General features: G+C 32.3%; 14 protein-coding genes and 2 tRNA genes. 9 read left to right on the forward strand and 7 right to left on the reverse strand.

Translation table 11 applies throughout. The annotated features are described in order from the left end of the window. Position 1 precedes the first annotated feature (1 nt). Positions 2–2,902 carry an ATP-dependent helicase gene (locus tag IPK88_05285; GenBank protein ID MBK8242819.1) on the reverse strand — a complete coding sequence of 967 codons (2,901 nt, stop codon included), beginning with the start codon at positions 2,900–2,902 and terminating at the stop codon, positions 2–4. A gap of 138 nt (positions 2,903–3,040) precedes the next feature. On the opposite strand from IPK88_05285, the gene IPK88_05290 reads away from it, so the two are divergent. Continuing rightward, complete coding sequence (locus IPK88_05290; protein MBK8242820.1) at positions 3,041–3,520, forward strand: GNAT family N-acetyltransferase; 480 nt, start codon at positions 3,041–3,043, stop codon at positions 3,518–3,520. Here the strand turns inward: IPK88_05290 and IPK88_05295 are convergent. Further along, on the reverse strand, positions 3,477–4,871 hold the full coding sequence (locus IPK88_05295) for a phosphoglucomutase/phosphomannomutase family protein (protein ID MBK8242821.1): 1,395 nt from the start codon (positions 4,869–4,871) through the stop codon (positions 3,477–3,479). The two genes, IPK88_05290 and IPK88_05295, sit on opposite strands and share 44 nt — an antisense overlap. A 189-nt stretch (positions 4,872–5,060) precedes the next feature. On the opposite strand from IPK88_05295, the gene IPK88_05300 reads away from it, so the two are divergent. Beyond that, complete coding sequence (locus IPK88_05300) at positions 5,061–5,708, forward strand: protein-L-isoaspartate(D-aspartate) O-methyltransferase (protein ID MBK8242822.1); 648 nt, start codon at positions 5,061–5,063, stop codon at positions 5,706–5,708. Between the two features lie 72 nt (positions 5,709–5,780). Here the strand turns inward: IPK88_05300 and IPK88_05305 are convergent. Then, positions 5,781–5,853 (reverse strand) — tRNA-Phe (locus tag IPK88_05305). A 91-nt stretch (positions 5,854–5,944) separates the two neighbouring features. Between IPK88_05305 and IPK88_05310 the strand changes: the two genes are divergently transcribed. Beyond that, positions 5,945–6,745, forward strand: a complete 801-nt coding sequence (locus tag IPK88_05310; protein ID MBK8242823.1) for a hypothetical protein — start codon at positions 5,945–5,947, stop codon at positions 6,743–6,745. A gap of 1 nt (position 6,746) precedes the next feature. On the opposite strand, the gene IPK88_05315 is transcribed toward IPK88_05310, so the two are convergent. The 4 genes from IPK88_05315 to IPK88_05330 all read right to left on the reverse strand — a co-directional run bounded on the left by IPK88_05315 (position 6,747) and on the right by IPK88_05330 (position 10,929). Beyond that, on the reverse strand, positions 6,747–8,513 hold the full coding sequence (locus tag IPK88_05315) for a sulfatase-like hydrolase/transferase (protein ID MBK8242824.1): 1,767 nt from the start codon (positions 8,511–8,513) through the stop codon (positions 6,747–6,749). A 207-nt stretch (positions 8,514–8,720) separates the two neighbouring features. Beyond that, positions 8,721–9,656 (reverse strand): sugar kinase, encoded by a 936-nt coding sequence (locus IPK88_05320; GenBank protein ID MBK8242825.1) that lies wholly within the window; start codon positions 9,654–9,656, stop codon positions 8,721–8,723. A 63-nt stretch (positions 9,657–9,719) separates the two neighbouring features. Further along, positions 9,720–9,793, reverse strand: a tRNA-Asn gene (locus IPK88_05325). 134 nt (positions 9,794–9,927) lie between these two features. Continuing rightward, entirely contained in the window at positions 9,928–10,929 is a 1,002-nt protein-coding gene (locus IPK88_05330; protein ID MBK8242826.1) for a T9SS type A sorting domain-containing protein, read from the reverse strand. Between the two features lie 149 nt (positions 10,930–11,078). On the opposite strand from IPK88_05330, the gene rsmA reads away from it, so the two are divergent. The 6 genes from rsmA to IPK88_05360 all read left to right on the forward strand — a co-directional run bounded on the left by rsmA (position 11,079) and on the right by IPK88_05360 (position 21,208). Then, positions 11,079–11,867 carry a ribosomal RNA small subunit methyltransferase A gene (gene rsmA, locus IPK88_05335; GenBank protein MBK8242827.1) on the forward strand — a complete coding sequence of 263 codons (789 nt, stop codon included), beginning with the start codon at positions 11,079–11,081 and terminating at the stop codon, positions 11,865–11,867. 27 nt (positions 11,868–11,894) lie between these two features. After that, positions 11,895–12,350, forward strand: coding sequence for a GatB/YqeY domain-containing protein (locus tag IPK88_05340; protein MBK8242828.1), 456 nt, complete (start codon positions 11,895–11,897; stop codon positions 12,348–12,350). 60 nt (positions 12,351–12,410) lie between these two features. After that, positions 12,411–14,444, forward strand: coding sequence for an oligopeptide transporter, OPT family (locus IPK88_05345; protein MBK8242829.1), 2,034 nt, complete (start codon positions 12,411–12,413; stop codon positions 14,442–14,444). Between the two features lie 168 nt (positions 14,445–14,612). Next, positions 14,613–18,164 carry a T9SS type A sorting domain-containing protein gene (locus tag IPK88_05350; GenBank protein ID MBK8242830.1) on the forward strand — a complete coding sequence of 1,184 codons (3,552 nt, stop codon included), beginning with the start codon at positions 14,613–14,615 and terminating at the stop codon, positions 18,162–18,164. A gap of 238 nt (positions 18,165–18,402) precedes the next feature. After that, positions 18,403–20,130 (forward strand): S8 family serine peptidase, encoded by a 1,728-nt coding sequence (locus tag IPK88_05355; GenBank protein ID MBK8242831.1) that lies wholly within the window; start codon positions 18,403–18,405, stop codon positions 20,128–20,130. A gap of 28 nt (positions 20,131–20,158) precedes the next feature. Continuing rightward, positions 20,159–21,208, forward strand: a complete 1,050-nt coding sequence (locus IPK88_05360) for a rhodanese-related sulfurtransferase (GenBank protein MBK8242832.1) — start codon at positions 20,159–20,161, stop codon at positions 21,206–21,208. Position 21,209: the final 1 nt, after the last annotated feature.

Consider the following 21,209-nt stretch of genomic DNA (forward strand, 5'->3'; position numbering starts at 1 on the left):
TTTAATCAATCAACTCTGTTAAGTGTTCAGATATCCATGCTGGCATTTCATCCATTTCTAATAATTCTTCAGAAATACTTAATTTATCGTTTTGAATCAAAATGATCTTTTGTTCAATACTATTCTTAGTGATAAAACGCGTTACATGAACAGGTTTTGATTGTCCCATTCTATGTGCTCTTGAAATGGCTTGTTTTTCAGTATAGGGATTCCACCAAGGATCCATTATTACAATATAACTTGCTGAGGTTAAATTCAAACCTACTCCACCTGCTTTTATAGAAATTAAGAATAATTTAATATCCAATTGATTTTGAAATTGATCTACAATATGTTCTCGGTCTGAAACTTTTGTGTTGCCTGTCAAACTTAAATATTTAATTTGTTCTGACTTTAACCAATTAGCTAATAATTCAAGGTGTGAAGTAAAAGAACTAAAAATCAACACTTTATGGTCTCCTTGAATTAATACAGAAAGGTATGCTTTAATATCTTCAAATTTACCAGATGTATACGTGCCTACTTTATCTAATAAATTTGGGTGATTTGCAATTTGTCGAAGTTTTAATAATGAATTTAAAATAATAAACTTGTTTTTTGATTCATTATTTTCTATATTCAAAATACAATTTCTTGCTGCAGATTTTTCTTCTTCGTACAAATTATTTTGCTCCTCAGACATTTCAGAATAAAATATTTGTTCTGTCAATTCTGGTAATTCTTTGAGTACCTCTTCTTTTTTTCTTCTTAAGATATAGGGTTTTATTAATTCTTTTAATTCATCTAAATTTCCTCCGTCATGCTTTTTTGAAGTTGACTGAATATACCTTTTATTAAAAAAATGATAGGTTCCCAATATACCAGGATTAATAAATTCCATTTGAGACCATAGGTCTTTGAGGCTATTTTCAATTGGAGTTCCACTGAGTGAGATTCTATTATTTGCTTTTAATTGATGCAGTATTTTAAATGTCTTCGAGTCTTTGTTTTTAAATTGTTGGCTTTCATCACAAATTACGTAGTCGAAATTAATTTTGTTAAATAAATCAAAATCTCTAATAATAACTTGGTAACTGGTCAATATAATATTGTAATTTCTACGATTTAATTGTATACCTTTTCGATTTACGCCACTATAATTTAGAACTCTAAAACTTGGAGCAAATTTTCTTAATTCCTGTTCCCAATTAAATAGGAGCGATGCTGGCAATATAAATAAACTACAAAAATCATTATTCCTTTGCTGATCAACATCACTAAACAAATCTCTAGGTTTATCTACATTAATTAATGCACTAGAATTTGCCTCAAGTGACTCTTTGACAAAAAGTAATAATGCAATAGTTTGCAGGGTTTTACCCAATCCCATATCATCTGCAAGACATGCTCCAAGGCCGTTGTAATAATGCGAAATAAGCCAATTAACTCCAACTAGTTGATATGGCCTTAATTCAGCCTTTAAGTTTTTGGAGGGTTTATAATCTTCCATTACCTTGATTGAATCATTGTCAATATCTGAAGTTTCTATGTTATTAAACTTTTCTATCAATGTATACTGACTTTTGTCAATTCTTATATGATTGTCTTCTATAATTCCATAATGAGATAAGGCATCATACTTGGTGAACCATTCTTCAGGAAGAATAAAAATAGTTTGATCGGGTAATTTATATAGTCTATTCCTGTCCCTTATATGATTTATAAATTCTGAAAAAGGGATCTCATGTATCCCAATAGTAACCGTACCAAAAATATCAAACCAATCATTTCTTGTAATGGTATCAAATGAAATATTCAGTGGAAAAGTACACACTTTCCCTTCGTCCATTTGTATATAATTAAGATTAAATTCCTTTTCTAAATATCCTCTATTGGTCCTGATCCATTCAAATATCTGAAATTGATTTCCTTCAATGTAAAACCGTTTATTAAGCCCTTCATTTAATTTTAATGACAACAAAATATTTACATATTTCATCTCCCTGTCCCTATTTCTAATAGTTGATCGAACTCTTATCTGATCGTTACTATCAAAAAACAATTTATTATTTTTAGAAGTTAAATCCGCATAATTAAAAACAACTCCATCATAATTATAATAAATTTCTAAAATCCAAATTTCTTGAATAAAATCAAAAGTTGTTTTAAGTTGAACTTCTGTAATAGCGTTACTTGTCTTGATTTCAAAACCTTCAACTTCGCAATCTACTTTTGAAATGACTTCCATAATGAATTTCTCAAAATAATTTTTTACCATCCTTTCAGGAATATTAATTTCAGTCTTATTTAAAAATGGTAATAATTTTTTTGTATTGATCGTAACAATTTGATACAATTTTTTCTGGAAAATAATCCATGCTGGAAAATCACAGACCAAATCAATATCATCCTGGCGCAATGGTATGTATTCATTATTATATTCCAATGATAATTTATAATTAATTCCCTCATTCGTTTTTCTAAAAAACATTTTAGGAGTTAATACAATATCAGTCTTTTCTAATAATAAATTTTGAACATAACTTTTGCGTTCAATTTTTTTACAAATTGGGAATTGATATTTCTTAATTAATAGTAAAAATTCATTTTTTTTGTTATCTATCCATTTATTAACCTGTGTTTTAACGAGTTCATCTTCTAGAAGCTTAACTAAACTTACTTTCTTTTTTAAATTTTTAGAATATTTATTTTCAATATTAGATATTGAAAGTTCTTGACAGAGATTAATGAGTGTTTCATGATCATTAATATTCAAATCATAACTTTTACAAATTTCAATTGAAGCTTGTTTTTGCATATATTCTAAAAGTCCATCATCAGTAGCTGAGCAAATAAATGCAGCTGGTAGATAAGTACCTAACTCTTCTGAATATGATAAGTTATATACGATTTGATAATTCAAAAGTAAAAATTAAGGCGCGAAGGTAATCATCTCATTAAATATTTTATATTCATAAATATTTTTATAAAAAAATATTTATATATATATTCATTATTTAATTTAAACATATTATATTGAGCCCACTTATTGGTATGAACAATGAATTATACATTAAAAAAATATAATGAACTTAACATAGATGAATTATATCAAATACTTCAACTTAGAGCAGAGGTCTTTATTGTAGAACAACAATGTGTATATCAAGATTTGGATTCCAAAGATCAAGATGCATTTCACTTAATGCTCCACAACCAAGATAATCTATTATTAGCATATACTCGTTTACTTCCACCAGATATTTCCTACAAGAATTACTCATCCATTGGCAGGGTTGTTAGTCATCCTGGTTTTCGTTCTAAAGGACTTGGAAAAAGCATAATGCAAAAATCAATATTGTATATTGAAAATTTATTTCCTCAATATAATATTAAAATTTCTGCACAATCTTATCTTATAAAATTTTATGAATCATTTTCTTTCCAAACAATTGGAGATGAATACTTGGAAGATAATATTCCTCATACTGCAATGATTAAATATTTAATACCTTTTGAGCAGCAGTTAAAATCGCATTAACTTCCATCATGTCCCGTCCTTGGGCATAAATTCGTAAAACAGGCTCTGTGCCGGAAAGTCTAAACATAAGCCATGCATCATGTTCGAAATAATATTTTAAACCATCTAATGATTCCGTATTTATTACTTTAAATTGTTCCCAGGTATCAAATTTCTTTTGATTTAATGTATGACTCACCGCTATCATTTGCTCTGGCAAGAGATGTAAATCCAATCGGTCGTAAGCAAATTGGCCTGTAATTTCATAAATCTCCTGAATTAATTCAGTTATAGATTTACCAGTTTTAGCAATAAATTCCAAAATAGTTAATCCAATCCAAATCCCATCTCGTTCTGGAATATGACCTTTTATTGCAAGTCCTCCTGATTCTTCTCCCGCCACTAATACATCATCTGATACCATGTACTCAGCAATATATTTAAATCCTATTTTTGTTACTATTGTTTCTAAGCCATAATAATCTGCTAACTTTTTAAGTTTATTAGTTACTGAAAAACTAACCACGATTTTACCCTTTAATTTTTTAAACCCTGCAAGATAGTGGAGTAATAACATCAATATATGATGAGAATCGATTACATTTCCATATGAATCTAGCATTGCAAGTCGATCGGCGTCACCATCATTAGCAATTGCTATATATTTTCCTGGATTTGATTCTAAAAATTGACTTATTTCTTTCAGATTTTTTGTAATAGGTTCAGGCGGGGTATTGTTAAAACCCGGATTCCACTCACAATGAAACGCTTTAAGAGATGGAAACAACTCTTTCATAACTTCTTGACCGGCCCCATACATGGCATCATAAGCTATCATTGTATTATTTTGAATAGCTGATAAATCAAAGTTTCTTTGAATATGCTTGATATAGTCATCTTTTATTGGCAATAATTGAATTGAACCATCTATAAACCAATCTTTAAAAGACTTACCTGCATAATCGCAAACATCAGGAATAAGAACCTCTATCTTCGCAATATCTGAAGGACTAGTGGGACCACCAAACGCAGATTTAAGTTTAAATCCATTGTACAATGCTGGGTTATGACTTGCTGTAATAACAATTCCCAAGTCTATATGATGATTTAAAACACCATAAGATATCATTGGCGTACTGGTTATTCCTTCTGAAATGTAGACCCGAATACCTTCGTTGCACATTATTTTGGAGACTTCTTCAAGAAACATTCTTCCTCCAAAGCGACAATCATGCCCTATTAAAACACTCTTCAGTCCATGTTCTAACATCCATTGGGCCGTACCGTAAGTAATCCGCCTGAGGTTTGATAATGTATATTCATCTCCAATTATAGCTCTCCAACCATCAGTTCCAAATTTTATTTTAGACATACTCATTTTTTAAATTAAACCGAAAATTAATCAAAACAATACTATCCTTAGCTCATATTTAACAAATAGATACAAAACTAATTCCAACTAGTATCTACAACTTATTATTTTGTGAAAGGTATTAATTAATGATTAAATAATAATATATATTAAATATTTTTATTATATATTTGCCTCGAAATTAATATAGTGGAAGATAATTACAGACAAAGAGGTTTACGAAAACAACTCGTTTTAGAACTTAGTCAAAAAGGAATTCAAAACAAACAAGTCCTTGAAGCTATAATGGCAGTTCCCCGTCATTTATTTTTAGATAAAGCATTTGAGGAATGGGCATATAAAGACAATGCGTTTCCAATAGATTGTGATCAAACCATCTCTCAACCCTATACTGTGGCCTTTCAAACCTCGTTATTAGACTTACAACCTAAAGATAAAGTCTTAGAAATTGGCACCGGGTCAGGCTATCAAGCTTGTGTTCTCTTGGAAATGGGAGTCAAGGTATATACTATTGAACGGCACAAAACCCTTTATGATAAAACAGAAAAACTATTAACCAAAATTGGTTATAAATCGATCCGTACCTTTTTCGGAGATGGCTACCTTGGTTTGCCAAGATTTGCCCCATTCGACAAAATATTGATTACAGCAGCTGTACCGGAAATTCCTACAACATTAATAGATCAACTAAAACCAGGTGGGATTTTAGTAATTCCTTTAGATGATCACAAACAATCTCAAACAATGATGAGAATTTATAAACTTCAAGATGGGAGATTGAAAAAAGAAAGCTTCGGCCAATTTAGATTTGTCCCCATGCTTCAGGGAGTAGAATAATATCTCTAAAAACCACCGAATAAGCGTTATAAATACAAAATCCTGTCCATTATGAACAGGATTTTATTCAAGTGGTACCTCCAGGAATCGAACCAGGGACACCAGGATTTTCAGTCCTGTGCTCTACCAACTGAGCTAAGGTACCTTTTATTAAGATTATCAAAGCTTTGAAAAGGGACGCAAATATAATATTATTTGGATTATTTTTACTCCTTCATTAATATTTTCGCTAAACTATGCCTTATAGATATTTTCTTATACCCACTATTTTTATAACGCTCCTTTATTTTGGGATCACTTATCTCAATTCAGAGCCTAATCCCATTATTATCATTATATTAATTGGTCTATGTGCGGCTATTATAAGCTTCCAAAATGTAATTAATGATTGGTGGTTTTCAAAATTTACTCCAAAATTGGAACATAAAGAAATGTTGTGGCTTGATCAATTTGTGCCATTTATTAGTGATCTGACACAAAATGATAAAAATGAATTTTTTCAGGAATTGGCTAAAATGCTTGAAAAACATGAATTCATTAAAATGGGACTTGAAAAACTTCCAGAAGAACTTAAATGGATGGCGCTTAGCCCTGCTGTACGCTTAAAAATCTACAATCACCCAAAGTTATATGATGAATACATCAGAACTGTATTTTATCCACATCCTTTTATAACGCCAAATCAAGATTGGATCCACATTTCAGAAACTTACGAAGAAGATAGTGTCATGATATATTCAGCAGAGCATCTTCAAGCTGCTTATGCTAATTCTAAATTATATTTTAACCCTGCCTTATATGAATGGAGCAAAGTATTTGTTAATATATTGAAGATTGATATTGACATAGATATAAATCAATGCGAATTGCTTTTGAATAAACTTCATGAAACAACTATTGAAAAAACCTTGCATTGGTTGGGGGCTAAAAGTATCCATTTTCCGTCTATTGCCATTTATGCTTTATTAATGGATCCAGTTTCTACTCTGAAATTGTTTCCTGAATTAGCTAAATTGACAAAACTGTATAATTTATAAATTATTTTTCTGTAAAATCTTTTTGTACTATTTGTGAATAGGCTTTTATATATGCTTCTGTAAAATAACACGAACCTTGTTGTTCTATAAAATCTTTTTTATCATTGGAATAAATTCTATAACCACCTGAGTCCATCCAACCCATTCCATTGTTAAAAGCATAATAAGCAAATGCTGAATATTGAGGTGAAAAAATATCCTGACTATATTTAAAAGGCTCAAATGAAATATTCATTTGTCGTAAAAGAGTTGCTGAAATATCTGTCTGAGAACAATAACTTTGTATTACCGTGTCTAATGATACTGCCCCGCCTGTAAATAAGATGGGTATTGAAAATTTTTTAGGTTCACAATAGCTTACTTTATCTGGATATCTTCCACCATGATCTGCAACAATAATAATTAGCAAGGAATCCCATCTTTCAGATTGTTTTAATTGTTCAACCATTTTCCCTAATGCCTTATCTGTATAATGTGCGGCGTTGACAAAAAGTGTTGTTTCATCCTTTTCATTCCAGACATCAGCATCCGGAATATCATAGGGTGGGTGACTACTCAAAGATAGTCCAGTCATAATAAATGGTCTAGGCTCTTTCAACAAATCTTGTGTCATCTTCTCAAATAAAATGTGGTCGTGCACACCCCATTTAGCATTGTAAGTCGAAGCATCAAAATCGTATTTATCAATGATTCGATCCACTGATGCTCCCAACAAATATGATTTCATACTAGCAAATGAAATATCGCCACCATAATAAAATGATGATCGATATTTTTTCATTTTTAATTGTTTATAAATGGATGGAAGTTGTTCTGCTTTTGATGGGTACTTAATGATCGAACTTTGAGGCTGTGCTGGATATGAACTTATAATAGCGGCTAATCCCTTATCCGTTCTGTCACCACTTGCATAAGCGTTTTTCATAAAAATGCCATGTGCCTTTAATACATTTAGGTTTGGTAAGATTTCAATTCCTTTGTACTTAGCATCTAACATATTTGCTGTGAAACTTTCTAAAATAATGAGCAAAATATCCGGTTCCTGAGTTTTTAGCCATTGAAATGTATGGTTACTGTTTTTTAATAAAAGGGTATCAAAATGAGCTTTTGCTTCCAATTCAGTCATATGATTTGGTATGGTGGCCATTTTTCTATTTTGCAATGACATGTACATTATATTCCATAATGGATGTATTGCCAGATGATTTGCAAACATGTTATTACTGTAATAGACTTTTCCGGGATTCATTGGGGCCAATCCAAATCCTCCCCTAATTGGAATAATCATCATTGGGATTAATAACAAGATTATCAATCCATTTTTTATTGACAGATTAAATGGTTTCAAAGCACTTATCCACTTAATAATATATATTCCAATTACAATAAAAATTGTAAAATAAAATAAAAAGTAAACAACTGCATTTGATGAAATAAATTTTCCAGCCTCATTACTTTTATCTATATAATTAAAAAATGTATCGTCAATCCTAAATCCCCATTCCTGATATAAAATTGAATCTATTCCATAAATGGTAGCCATTAAGAAAATAACAAAATAGGTGTAAAATGAAATGCATTTCTTAATATTTATCCATTTTAATAAATGACCCATTAAAATAATCAAACATAATGGGACCATTAAATATCCATAGATAGATAAATCCATATACAATCCATAAAAGATGGATTTTAAAAAAAGTATTGGGGTTATTGTTTGGGTGTTCAATATTTGAATAAAACCAAATACCAATCTACACAAACTCATGTAGAATAAAATCAATGCTGAATACCTTAATAAATATATAGGCACTGTAACAATTTTAGCAATAAAAATTTATACGAAACAATTCAATATAATTTTAGCATTCTCTATTCATAAAATAATGTATAATATTTTATGAATCTAAAAATTTTTAATTGATTTTACCTTACCAAAGTGATTCAATTCATAAATACTGAATCAAATTATTTTTTATGAAATGATATCTAATTCTCTAACATCATATGTACTCATAGATTCGAATTGCCGAATGCGTGTATGAATTTCATTTTGACTTAACGATCTGAGTCTGGATAAACTAAAATCTTCTACACAAAATGAAGCCATAGTAGATCCGTAAATAATTGCAGTTTTCATATTTTGAAAACTAATATCATCTGTTCTGGCCAAATATCCTACCATACCCCCTGCAAAACTATCTCCTGCGCCAGTTGGGTCAATGACATCTGCAACAGGCAAACCTGGAGCAAAAAATATTTTATCATCATGAAATAATAAAGCACCATGTTCTCCTTTCTTAATAATCAAAAATCTCGGGCCAAAACTATGAATTTTTGCTGCTGCTTTTACCAAAGATCGTTCACCTGATAATTGTCGTGCTTCTTCATCATTAATGGTTAATACATCTACCTTGGCAATAACTTCCATCAATTTTTCTAGTGCAATGTCCATCCAAAAATTCATAGTATCTAAAACAACCAATTTGGGTTTAGTTGTTAATTGATCCAAAACTGAAAGTTGAATATCCGGTGTAAGATTGCCTAACATGATATATTGACTTGATTTATAAGCATCCGGCAATATTGGGTTAAAATCTGCTAAAACATTAAGATCTGTGGTTAAAGTATCACGACCATTCATGTCGTGATGATATCTTCCTGACCAGTAAAAAGACTTTTTACCAGGAATTCTAACCAATCCATCCATAGATACTCCTCTATTTTGTAATTGATTTACCTCAGACTCCGGAAAATCATCTCCAACTATGGACACTAAATTTATATTGTTACACCAATAGGAAGCAGCCCAACTAATATAGGTACAAGCACCACCAATGACCTTTTCAACCCTTCCGTATGGCGTTTCTATGGTATCAAAAGCCATGGTTCCAACAGTAAGTATACTCATTAATAAAAATTTTTAGATGACAATAAAAAAGTCTTGCAATATGCAAGACTTTCACTTTTTATGCGCCTCTTCTTGGGCTCGAACCAAGGACCTGCGGATTAACAGTCCGACGCTCTAACCAACTGAGCTAAAGAGGCGTCTATTTAATTTCGGAGGGCAAAGATATAAAGCCTAAAGAAATGAACAAGTAAATTCCAAATTTTCTTTTACAAAAGCAAGATTTAATTGCAAATCATAACTTTATCATTATTTCTAAACCTTCTTAATTATGTTATTGAATCACAAATTTTTCAATTCCCCAAGTTTTGTCCTTGGAATAAATATAAACCAAATATGCTCCCTTCACCTTTGAAACGAGATTAATTCTTTCTTGTTCTGAATGCATAACACCTTCCTGAGTAATTTTACCTTCTGAATTGATTATCATCCAGTTATACCCAATTTTACTTGGATTATCTAGTGTAATTGTTAGCCGATCTGTCACTGGATTGGGACTCAATCCAATATTTACAAAATCTACCTTATTTACTCCAACTACGGTTTTTTCAAGAAAGAAAGCTACAGTATCATTTGAAACATTACCAAAAAAATCTTCGGATTCAGTACTACTATAAAATGCAATCGGAGAACTATACTGAGGAGTATACCACTCATAAGTTACATCTGTTTGATTTATAACGGGTATCCCTGACTCACTAATTATATAAAAAGAATTTTTAATGACCTGAATGCAAGGAAAGCTGCCCGTAGGTGTTTTCATAGTTCCCCAACCTTTAACGTGATGCACTTCTTTAAATTCTGCATCTTGTTTTGAGGAACTTAAGTTCGCTGTATCTTCTTCTGAAGTTCCATAAATAAGTGGCAATTTCAAACTTAGGTACCCTGAATTAAATTTTAGTGGCGGATCATTAGAATAATCACTTTCTCCTAAAAGATTAATTCTATCATTTTTTACTTCAAAAAAATCAAATGTTGCAAACTCTTCATATCCTTCTTGGATTGCATATGTAGCGTTTTTAAATAAATTGGAATGGGGGGCATTAGCTGGATCAATTACAAAACTGGTATCTGCTCCAAATGTAAAAACATCAGCTAAACTAAAGTCCCAGGTTTTATTAGCACCAGTATCAGAGACCATATTTAAATCAAGCAATTGATGATCTAATTGCTTATAAATTTGAGCATCTCCGATTTTTGGAAAATTGTTATATGTAACCTGAGCTTTCAACGAAATAGCTGCAAATAAAATGATTAAGGGTATAAATTTATTCATAATATCTTGTTTTAGATGGTGCAATATATAACCATTTCAAGTTTTTTAAAACAAATTAGCTTAATTTAACAAATGCCAAATAGGCACATTTTGATTTTAAAGCCAAAACTCATTGGACAATTTATACCTTTACTTCCAAATGCATCTTATTGAAAGCTAAAAAATCCTATGGGCAACATTTCCTGATTCAAAAAAAGGTAATTGATAGAATAGCCTCTGCTATATTAGCTGAATCACCTGAACGAATTATGGAAATTGGTCCTGGTAAAGGAGCGATTACATCACAATTGTTGAATAAAACAGATCATTTTATTGCTATTGATGCGGATCACGATATGGTCGATTATTTACATCAAAACTATCCCAATAATAGAGATCAAATTATTCAATCAGATTTTCTTCAAGTTGATTTAAAACAATTTTTTGATCAACAAGCCTTTTTATTATGTGGTAATTTTCCTTACAATATATCGTCGCAAATCGTCTTCAAAATGTTGGACAATACTGATCAAATCCCAATTATGCTTGGTATGTTCCAAAAAGAAATGGCAAAAAGAATACTGGCTGTACCGGGCAGCAAAGATTACGGAATTATATCTGTTCTAACTTCCTTAAGGTACCATGGAAAAATATTATTTGATATTGGACCTAATAATTTTTCACCTCCGCCAAGAGTACTATCATCCTTTCTAATTCTTCATAGAAATACAAAATCAATAAGTGATGATTTATTTAATAAAACAAAAACCTTAGTAAAAATTGCATTTCATTCTCGGAGAAAAACACTTAGAAATAACTTAAAAACAATCATATCAGACCCAAGCATCCTGGAAGATGCTTTCTTTGACCAACGTGCTGAAAACCTTTTACCCCAAGATTATCTTGTACTGGTTGAACAAATTAAGCCCTATTTGAATTCTTCTCTTATTCTGGAATAATATTTTAAATGATAAAATAAAGTTTATATGGGTTTTATAGATATCATAAACAATGATTTAAAAGAGGCCATGAAAGCCAAAAATGAGACAGGACTTAGGGGTATACGTGCCATCAAAGCTGCCATCTTGTTAGCTAATACTGATGGATCAGGGTTGGATTTAACTGAAGAAAGAGGTATTCAGATTGTTCAAAAGCTGGTCAAACAGCGTCGGGAATCCCTCGAAATTTATGAAAAGCAAGGTCGACAGGATTTAGCTCAAATTGAACGAGATGAAATTGATGTTATTAGTAAATATCTTCCTGCCCAACTTTCCGAAGCAGAATTAAGAACTGTTATTACAGAAATTATAAACCAATTAGGTGCTAAAAGTCCTTCTGATATGGGAAAAGTTATGGGTGCAGCTACACAAAAACTTGCTGGGAAAGCAGATGGAAAGGCTATTTCAGCATTAGTAAAGGAAATACTAGCAACTGCCTCCTAAAAAATAATTTCCAAAATTTCTATTTCGTTTTATCTTTATCGGACAGACCAATAGAAAAATATGGAAAACCAATCAGTTAAACAGTTTAAGCCTTTTGTAGATCCTAATATCTCAATGCCTGAATTTACAGTTAAGGCAATCATATTGGGTGTACTTTTTGGGGTGATTTTTGGTGCATCAACAGTCTATCTTGCCTTAAAAGCAGGTTTAACGGTATCTGCTTCAATTCCAATAGCTGTTTTAGCTATTTCTTTAGGAAAAAGATTCTTAGGAACTACCATTCTAGAAAATAATATTATTCAAACTACAGGGTCTGCAGGTGAATCTATTGCCGCGGGAGTAGTTTTTACCTTGCCGGCATTTCTATTCCTTTCAGATCCAAATTCTGGCGCTGTTCATTTTCAATATTGGACTATTTTCACATTAGCTGTATTTGGAGGAGTTCTTGGAACTTTAATGATGATTCCTTTAAGGCGGTCGTTAATTGTTAAAGAACACGATACACTGCCTTATCCCGAAGGAACAGCCTGTGCCCAAGTCCTTATTGCCGGGGAAAAAGGTGGCGACTTTGCGAAAAGTGCCTTTTATGGATTAGGGTTCGCCATGATATATGCTATTTTTCAAAAGGTATTTCATATCATTTCCGAACTTCCTTCTTGGGGTACCCAACAAATGAATAAATATTTTCCTTCAGCTGTAGTTAGTAGTGAAATCACTCCTGAATATCTGGGTGTAGGCTATATTATTGGTCCAAAAATAGCTGGTGTTCTTGTTGCTGGTGGGATTATGGCTTCTTTAGGTTTGATTCCTTTGCTTTCTTATTTAGTAGCACCCGATGTCATTGCAGCTCAACTGGCAAAATTAAATTTATTAGATACTTCACTACCAAGTGCTCGTTTTGGTTGGGATCCAGTAACTCACACTATGGGAAATACAGCTGAAGCTGTATACCGCGCCTATATTCGACAAATTGGTGCTGGCGCAGTTGCCGCTGGAGGATTTATAACGCTATTAAAAACAATACCAACAATTGTTTCATCTTTTAAAGAAAGCATAAGTTCCATGAAAGAAAAAACGGTTGGAGGTGTGCTTAGAACCGAAGATGATTTGTCCTTCAAAGTAGTACTTTTTGGTTCGCTAGCGCTTGTTTTATTAATGGCTGTTCTTCCTCAAATTCCAGGAACTTCTATCATAAGCAAACTGCTAATTGGCATTTTAATAATAGTTTTCGGATTTTTCTTTGTTACCGTATCAAGCAGAATTGTAGGAATAATTGGTTCAAGTAATAATCCAATTTCAGGGATGACCATTGCAACAATTATGGGAACTGCACTAATCTTCATAGCCGTTGGTTGGACCGGTAAAGTTTATGAACCAATGGCTTTAGTTATTGGAGGTATGATTTGTATTGCAGCAGCTAATGCCGGAGCTACTTCACAAGATCTCAAAACGGGTTATTTAATTGGAGCGACTCCTCGCTATCAACAACTAGCACTATTTATAGGTGCTATTTTTTCATCCATAGTTATTGGCTTTACAGTTAAATACCTTGATACACCAACTGCTGAAATGGCCGCAAGAGGAATTACACATGCAATTGGTGAAAAATATGCAGCACCCCAAGCTACTTTGATGGCAACTTTAATTAAAGGTCTGCTATCTTTTAACTTGGATTGGACTTTTGTTTTATGTGGCGTTTTTATTGCTATTGTGGTTGAATTGTGCCAAGTCAAAGCGTTATCATTTGCAGTCGGTTTATACTTACCATTGTCGACTACCCTTCCAATTTTTATAGGTGGCGCTATAAAGGGTCTTGTGGATTGGAGAGCTAGTCGAAAAAACGTTTCTGCAGAGGATGCTGAATTAGGAAAAGGAAGTCTATTCGCAACTGGATTGGTTGCTGGTGGGGCTTTAGCTGGAGTCATTGTAGCACTTTTAACGGTAAATGAAGGCATTGCTAACGCTATTGCACCTTGGAGCGCAGAACATGGTATCGTAGACACGTTTGGTCAGAATGGTTATCATATTTTAGGCGTGTTGTTTTTTGCATTTATGGGATGGATCTTGTATAAGATTGCTACAAGAGACAAATAATATTTTAGAAACTATTAATGCATGATAATCCTTTGATTTAGCCGAACTAAATCAATATCCGTAATTCTATAAAAATTCATGTTTTTGGTTTAACTTTGTATAACCTACCACATGAATTATTCCATTGTTTATTGAATTTCTGGATTATTAATTTAAATTTCTTTAAAAATGAGACTAACAATTAGTTTTTTTTGCTTACTGATATTTGTATCATCTCTTTATTCTCAACATTCAGTTGCAAGAATTTGGAATGAAGCTCAATTATCTGCCATCAGAAAAGATTTAGGAAGACCAACCGTTCAGGCAAGAAATTTATTTCATGTTTCAGTAGCTATGTATGATGCATGGGCAGTATTTGATACCATTGCAGAAACCTACCTTTTAGGCAAAAATGTACAAGGTTTTGAGTGTCCCTTTAATGGATTCACCATTCCTACTGACATAAACAAAGCTCGGGATGAAGCTATAAGCTATGCAGCTTACAAACTATTACACCAAAAATATAAACGCTCTCCAAATTATTTAACAGAAACTAAATTTAAGTTCAATGCCTTGTTTAATAGCCTAGGTTATGATACTACTTATACATCAATGGACTATTCGACAGGTTCAGCAGCAGCACTTGGCAATTATATAGCTCAATGTCTAATTGATTACGGTATGCAAGACGGTGCTAATGAAGTCAATAATTATGCAAATTCTTTCTATCAAGTTTCTAACCCACCTTTGATCGTTGCACAGCCGGGAAACCCAAGAATTTCTAATCCAAATAGGTGGCAACCACTTACTTTGGAAATTTTCATCGACCAAAATGGAAATGTAATTCCTGGAAACACTCCAGGATTTTTAAGTCCAGAATGGGGAAAAGTAAACCCTTTTGCATTGGATTTAAACACCAGAAAACGTTATGTTAGAAATAACAGTGGTTATTTCGTTTACCATGATCCTGGAGCTCCTCCTTACCTCGACACATCTATGATAACTCCTAAATCTGAAGAATATCAATGGAATTTTGGATTGGTTGCATCCTGGTCAGGCCACTTGGACCCCAAGGATAGTGTAATGTGGGATATTTCACCTGCATCTTCAGGAAATATTCAACATTATCCTACCAATCCTTCTGAATATAAAGATTTTTATAATTTTAACGAAGGAGGAGATCCTGGCAAAGGTTATTCAGTAAATCCAAAAACGGGATTGCCATACACACCACAAATTGTTCCAAGAGGAGACTATACTCGCGCATTAGCTGAATTCTGGGCAGATGGGCCAAATTCTGAAACACCTCCTGGTCATTGGTTTACAGTCTTCAATTATGTATCTGATCATCCGGACACTAAAAAACATTTCAATGGTAAAGGGCCAATTTTATCCGATTTAGAATGGGACATCAAAGGATATTTAACTTTAGGTGGGTCCGTACATGATGCCGCAATAACTGCTTGGGCTTTAAAAGGTTGGTATGATTACGTTAGACCCATCTCCTCCATTAGAAAAATGTCTGATTTAGGTCAAAGTTCTGATACTTTATTGCCTAGGTACCATCCTGGTGGAATAAAATTAGTCCCTGGCCACATTGAACTTGTACAAATAGGAGATTCTTTGGCAGGTCCGAATAATATTAATGTCAATAAAATAAAGTTATATGCTTGGAGAGGATCTAATTTCATAACTAATCCATTAACAGATGAAGCTGGAACGGGTTGGATTTTAGCAGAAAACTGGGTCCCATATCAGCGCCCAACCTTCGTAACACCACCTTTTGCAGGTTATATTTCAGGACATTCTACGTTTTCAAGAACATCAGCTGAAATTTTGACCGAATTTACCGGTGATCCTTTTTTCCCAGGAGGAATGTCCCAATTCCAAGTTAAGAAAAATGAATTTTTAGTTTTTGAAGATGGCCCTAGTGTTGATTTAACACTGCAATGGGCTACATACCGGGATGCCTCTGACCAATGCAGCCTTTCTAGAATTTGGGGAGGGATTCATCCACCAGTTGATGATATTCCTGGAAGATTTATAGGTATGGAAATTAGTAAAGAATCATTCATCAAAGCAAAAAACTTATTTTATAATGATGATGATCAAGATGGATATTACAGTTATGAAGATTGTGATGATCATAATGATCAGATTCATCCGGGTGTTATTGAGATTTGTGACGGCTTAGATAATGATTGCGATGGTATGATTGATGATAGTTTATCTCTTTATAGATATTTCAAAGATGCTGATGGTGATGGATTTGGAGATTTGAGTCAATTTGTAGACACTTGTCGTAATATGGTATTAGCAGGATATGTTATAAACTATTTAGATTGTAATGACAACAATCCAAATTCTAATCCAGGTGCAATTGAAGTTTGCGATGGTATAGATAACGATTGCGATGGTATGATCGATGATAGTCTTAAAATATACCATTATTATCCAGATTTGGATCATGATGGTTTTGGAGATGGCACATTAGGTTTTGACACTTGCGTAATACCCCCATTCGAAGGTTTTGTTTTTGACCATTCAGATTGTGATGACAATAATAGTTTAATTAACCCATTGGCAATTGAAAAATGTGATTTAATTGATAATGATTGTGATGGATTGATTGATGATTCACTGCAAATATTTAGATATTATTTAGATGCAGATGGAGACGGGTATGGAAATCCAATGCTCTTGATTGATACTTGTGCTCCAAATACTTTTGGACAATATGTTGAAAATGATTTAGACTGTAATGACAATGATTCCAAAATAAATCCTGGAAGTCCTGAAGTATGTGATGGAATAGATAATAATTGTGATCGTAAAATAGACAATAACTTACAGCAGTTTAGATTTTATCAAGACAAAGATGGAGATGGGTTTGGGAATATAAATATCTTTTTTGATGTCTGCGTAAATACACCTATACAAGGTTTTGTTATGGATTTTACAGATTGTGATGATTCAAACAAAAACATCAACCCAATTGCAACAGAAATTTGTGATGGAATGGACAATAATTGTGATGGGGAAGTTGATGAAACTTTTTTGCATTATAGATATTATCAAGATGTCGATAAAGACGGATATGGTGATGTCATTCATTTTGTAGATGTTTGTAACAGCTCACCAATTACGGGATATGTTAACGACAGCACTGATTGCAATGATTTAAATCCATTTATATTTCCTAAAGCATCTGAATTGTGTGATGGCTTTGATAATGATTGTGATGGATCAATTGATGAATTATTGAAAAAAATTAGATATTATCAAGATAAAGATAGAGATGGTTTTGGTGCTCAAAATAGTTTCATTGATACATGTTTTGAAGATGGCATTTATGGATATGTTGAAAATGAACTTGACTGTGATGATTTAAATCCTGCTATACATCCGGGTGCTAAGGAAAAATTAGATAGTATTGATAATGATTGCAATGGTCTAATTGATGAAAATATTGTAAATAATCAAGAATTATATGCAAATACAATCCAAATTTATCCTAACCCATTCCAAAACAACTTGAGTATTTATTCTACTTTGGTTCAAAATATATCTTACAAAATTTATAATATAAATGGAAATTTAGTAAGCCATGAATTTATAATTCTGAGTAATAAAACTAAAAATATCAATTTAGAACATTTGAATTCAGGGGTATATATGATTGTATTGAGTGATGAAAATAATCAACTCATTAGTCAAAAAAGAATTGTGAAAATAAATTAATTGATTTAGAAATGTAAAGATTTAATAGAAACTGTAAATTTGTTTTGGATTAACTGGACACATCAATTAATGATTAGATCGTATTTTTTTGAATAAATGGCCCATCTGCTTTTTTTATATAAAAGTTCTGAATGCGAATTGGTTGATCCCGTAGACTATTACTTTGAATAAAAGATAATCAGTCAAAAGTCTTTATAATTCTATAGTATTTATACCTTTGCATCAAATATAAAAATTCATGAAAGTCCTTAAATATCCCCTAATATTTATTTTTAGTTTAGTTTTACTAAATGCCCAAGAACATAAAATTTCTACAAAAATTTTAGAAAAACTTAAAAATGAAAATGCAGTAGATGTTTTGTTGTATTTAAAGCATCAATCCAATCTTTCAGGTCTAAATGCAGAATGGTCCAAAGAACAAAAAGGTCAATATGTTCATCAACAATTGATTCAAACTGCTCAAACCTATCAAATCAATATTATAGAAAAACTCAAAAGTTTAGGTGTAAGTTTTAAATCATTCTATATTATCAATGCAATACATACTCAATTGAATAAAGAACAGATAATTGAACTTGCAAGGATGAACGAAATTGATCGAATACTATATGATGAAAATTATACTGTTGAACCTACTCTGGATCAAACCGCTTTACAACTCCAAAGCAGAGGACCAAATGTTACTTGGGGGATCCAAAGAATTGGTGCAGATTTAGTATGGAATTTAGGATACGAAGGTCAAGGTGTTACCGTTGCTGGAGAAGATACCGGATATCGCTGGGATTTGCCTGGTATAAAATCAAAATATCGTGGCTGGAACGGAACAAGTGTGGACCACAACTACAATTGGCATGATGGTGTTCACAAAATAAGTCCCCTAAGCTCTGATTCTCTCAATCCTTGTGGATTAAGTTTGAAAGAGCCGTGTGACGATCATGGACATGGATCTCATACTATGGGAACCATGACAGGCAGAACAGACGACGAATGGTATGGCATTGCTCCAAAAGCAAAATGGATTGGATGTCGTAATATGGAAAGAGGAAATGGTGCTCCATCAACCTATATTGAATGTTTTGAATTTTTCTTGGCTCCAACCGATTTAGATGGAAATAATCCAAAGCCAGAACTTGCTCCTCATGTAATTAACAACAGTTGGTACTGTAGTAAAGATGAAGGTTGCGATACCTCAAATTTCAGATTAATGCAACAAGTAATCATCAATTTAAGAAAAGCGGGAATCGTCGTTGTAGTTTCTGCCGGAAATGATGGTCAATCATGTGGTACAATCGCTAATCCACCCGCAATGTTTGAAGAAAGTTTTGTCGTTGGCTCTTTTGCCATAAATGACACAATCAGTAACTTTAGTAGTATTGGCCCGGTCAAAATAGATGGTAGTAATCGAATAAAACCAAATGTGGTTGCTCCCGGTTCAGACGTAGTTTCACAAGTTTTAGATGGAAGTTTTCAAGCTTGGAATGGTACAAGTATGGCTGGACCGCATGTGGCTGGTTTAGTAGCCTTAATCATTAGCGCCAATCCTTCACTTGCAGGCAAAGTTGAGGTCATCGAAGATATTATAGAAATGACCGCAAGATATCAAGAGTCAAATACAACTTGTGATAGTTTTCAAAATAACGCCATTCCCAATCATGTTTACGGATTTGGAAAAATTCAAGCTGATGCCGCAGTAAGAAGGGCAATAATATTAAAAGCTGAAGACGAACAAAAAATTAAATTTGGTTTAAGCATTTCGCCTAATCCGGCACGTCAAAATATTTTAATTAAAACAACCAAAGAACACCAATCACAAACATTACAAATATTCAATTTATTAGGTACCCTAATTTATGAAAAACCTATTTTTAATGAAACTACAAATTTAGATATATCCCATTTAATACCATCAGCATATGTTATTAAAATTAAAAATACAAATGCACAATTAGTTTGGATTAAAGAATAATTATAAAACTTTTTTGATCAAAATTAAAATGGCGGAAATTCTTTACAATAAAATCAATCGTGAAGTTCTTATTCAAAACATGCTTCAAAGTAAAGAACTTCGTACCACTTTATCCTTTTATAGATATGTAAATATCCCTAATCCGTGGTTGTTTAGAGATCATTTTTATACCATATTATCTTCTATAAATGTTTTAGGTCGAATTTATTTAGCGCATGAAGGAATAAATGGTCAAATCTCAGTTCCTACTGAACGTCTCAATGAATTTAAAAACAAACTTAATGAAATTGAATATTTAAAAAATATTCGATTGAATATAGCAATTGAAGACAATGGTAAAAGTTTTTTTAAACTTAAAATTAAAGTCAGAAACAAGATTGTTGCTGATGGCTTATCCGATTTACATTTTGATGCCTCTAAATCAGGTAAACATTTAAATGCAATAGAATTTAACGAATTGACTGATCAACTAGATACCATTGTTGTTGATATGCGAAATCATTATGAAAGCGAAGTGGGAAAATTTGAAAATGCCTTAACTCCGGATGTATCCACTTTTAGAGAAGCATTACCAACAGTTGCCGCCATACTGGAAGATAAAAAGGATCAACATATAGTAATGTATTGCACAGGTGGGATAAGATGTGAAAAAGCATCGGCATACATGAAACATCTTGGCTTTAATAATGTCTACCAGTTAGATGGTGGTATCATAGAGTATACAAACCAAATAAAATCACTTGGAATTAAAAACAAATTTATTGGTAAAAATTTTGTTTTTGATGAACGCCTAGGAGAACGAATCTCTGAAACCATTATTAGTACTTGCCATCAATGTGGTAACCCTAGCGATCGTCATGTAAATTGTTTAAATGATCAATGCCATATTCTATTTATCCAATGTGATATTTGTGCAGAAAAATATAGTCATTGTTGCTCTGTAAAGTGTTTGGAATTTGAACAGTTAGATGCTACACAAAAAGCAAACTTAAAAAATAAATTAATATTCAATGGCACCCAATTTTCAAAAGGAAAATATAAAGCCTTAGGAAAGGATGACCACTTGATATTAGATTAAT

The organism is Candidatus Defluviibacterium haderslevense (assembly GCA_016712225.1).
GTDB classification, from domain to species: domain Bacteria; phylum Bacteroidota; class Bacteroidia; order Chitinophagales; family Saprospiraceae; genus Vicinibacter; species Vicinibacter haderslevensis.

What these genes read in the sequence shown, in the direction of transcription:
- IPK88_05310 (MBK8242823.1), top strand. Translation starts at nt 5,945, where the DNA reads ATGCCTTATAGATATTTTCTTATACCCACTATTTTTATAACGCTCCTT.
- IPK88_05315 (MBK8242824.1), bottom strand. Translation starts at nt 8,513, where the DNA reads ATGAGTTTGTGTAGATTGGTATTTGGTTTTATTCAAATATTGAACACC.
- IPK88_05330 (MBK8242826.1), bottom strand. Translation starts at nt 10,929, where the DNA reads ATGAATAAATTTATACCCTTAATCATTTTATTTGCAGCTATTTCGTTG.
- IPK88_05320 (MBK8242825.1), bottom strand. Translation starts at nt 9,656, where the DNA reads ATGAGTATACTTACTGTTGGAACCATGGCTTTTGATACCATAGAAACG.
- IPK88_05355 (MBK8242831.1), top strand. Translation starts at nt 18,403, where the DNA reads ATGAAAGTCCTTAAATATCCCCTAATATTTATTTTTAGTTTAGTTTTA.
- IPK88_05290 (MBK8242820.1), top strand. Translation starts at nt 3,041, where the DNA reads ATGAATTATACATTAAAAAAATATAATGAACTTAACATAGATGAATTA.
- IPK88_05295 (MBK8242821.1), bottom strand. Translation starts at nt 4,871, where the DNA reads ATGTCTAAAATAAAATTTGGAACTGATGGTTGGAGAGCTATAATTGGA.
- IPK88_05360 (MBK8242832.1), top strand. Translation starts at nt 20,159, where the DNA reads ATGGCGGAAATTCTTTACAATAAAATCAATCGTGAAGTTCTTATTCAA.
- IPK88_05345 (MBK8242829.1), top strand. Translation starts at nt 12,411, where the DNA reads ATGGAAAACCAATCAGTTAAACAGTTTAAGCCTTTTGTAGATCCTAAT.
- IPK88_05350 (MBK8242830.1), top strand. Translation starts at nt 14,613, where the DNA reads ATGAGACTAACAATTAGTTTTTTTTGCTTACTGATATTTGTATCATCT.
- IPK88_05340 (MBK8242828.1), top strand. Translation starts at nt 11,895, where the DNA reads ATGGGTTTTATAGATATCATAAACAATGATTTAAAAGAGGCCATGAAA.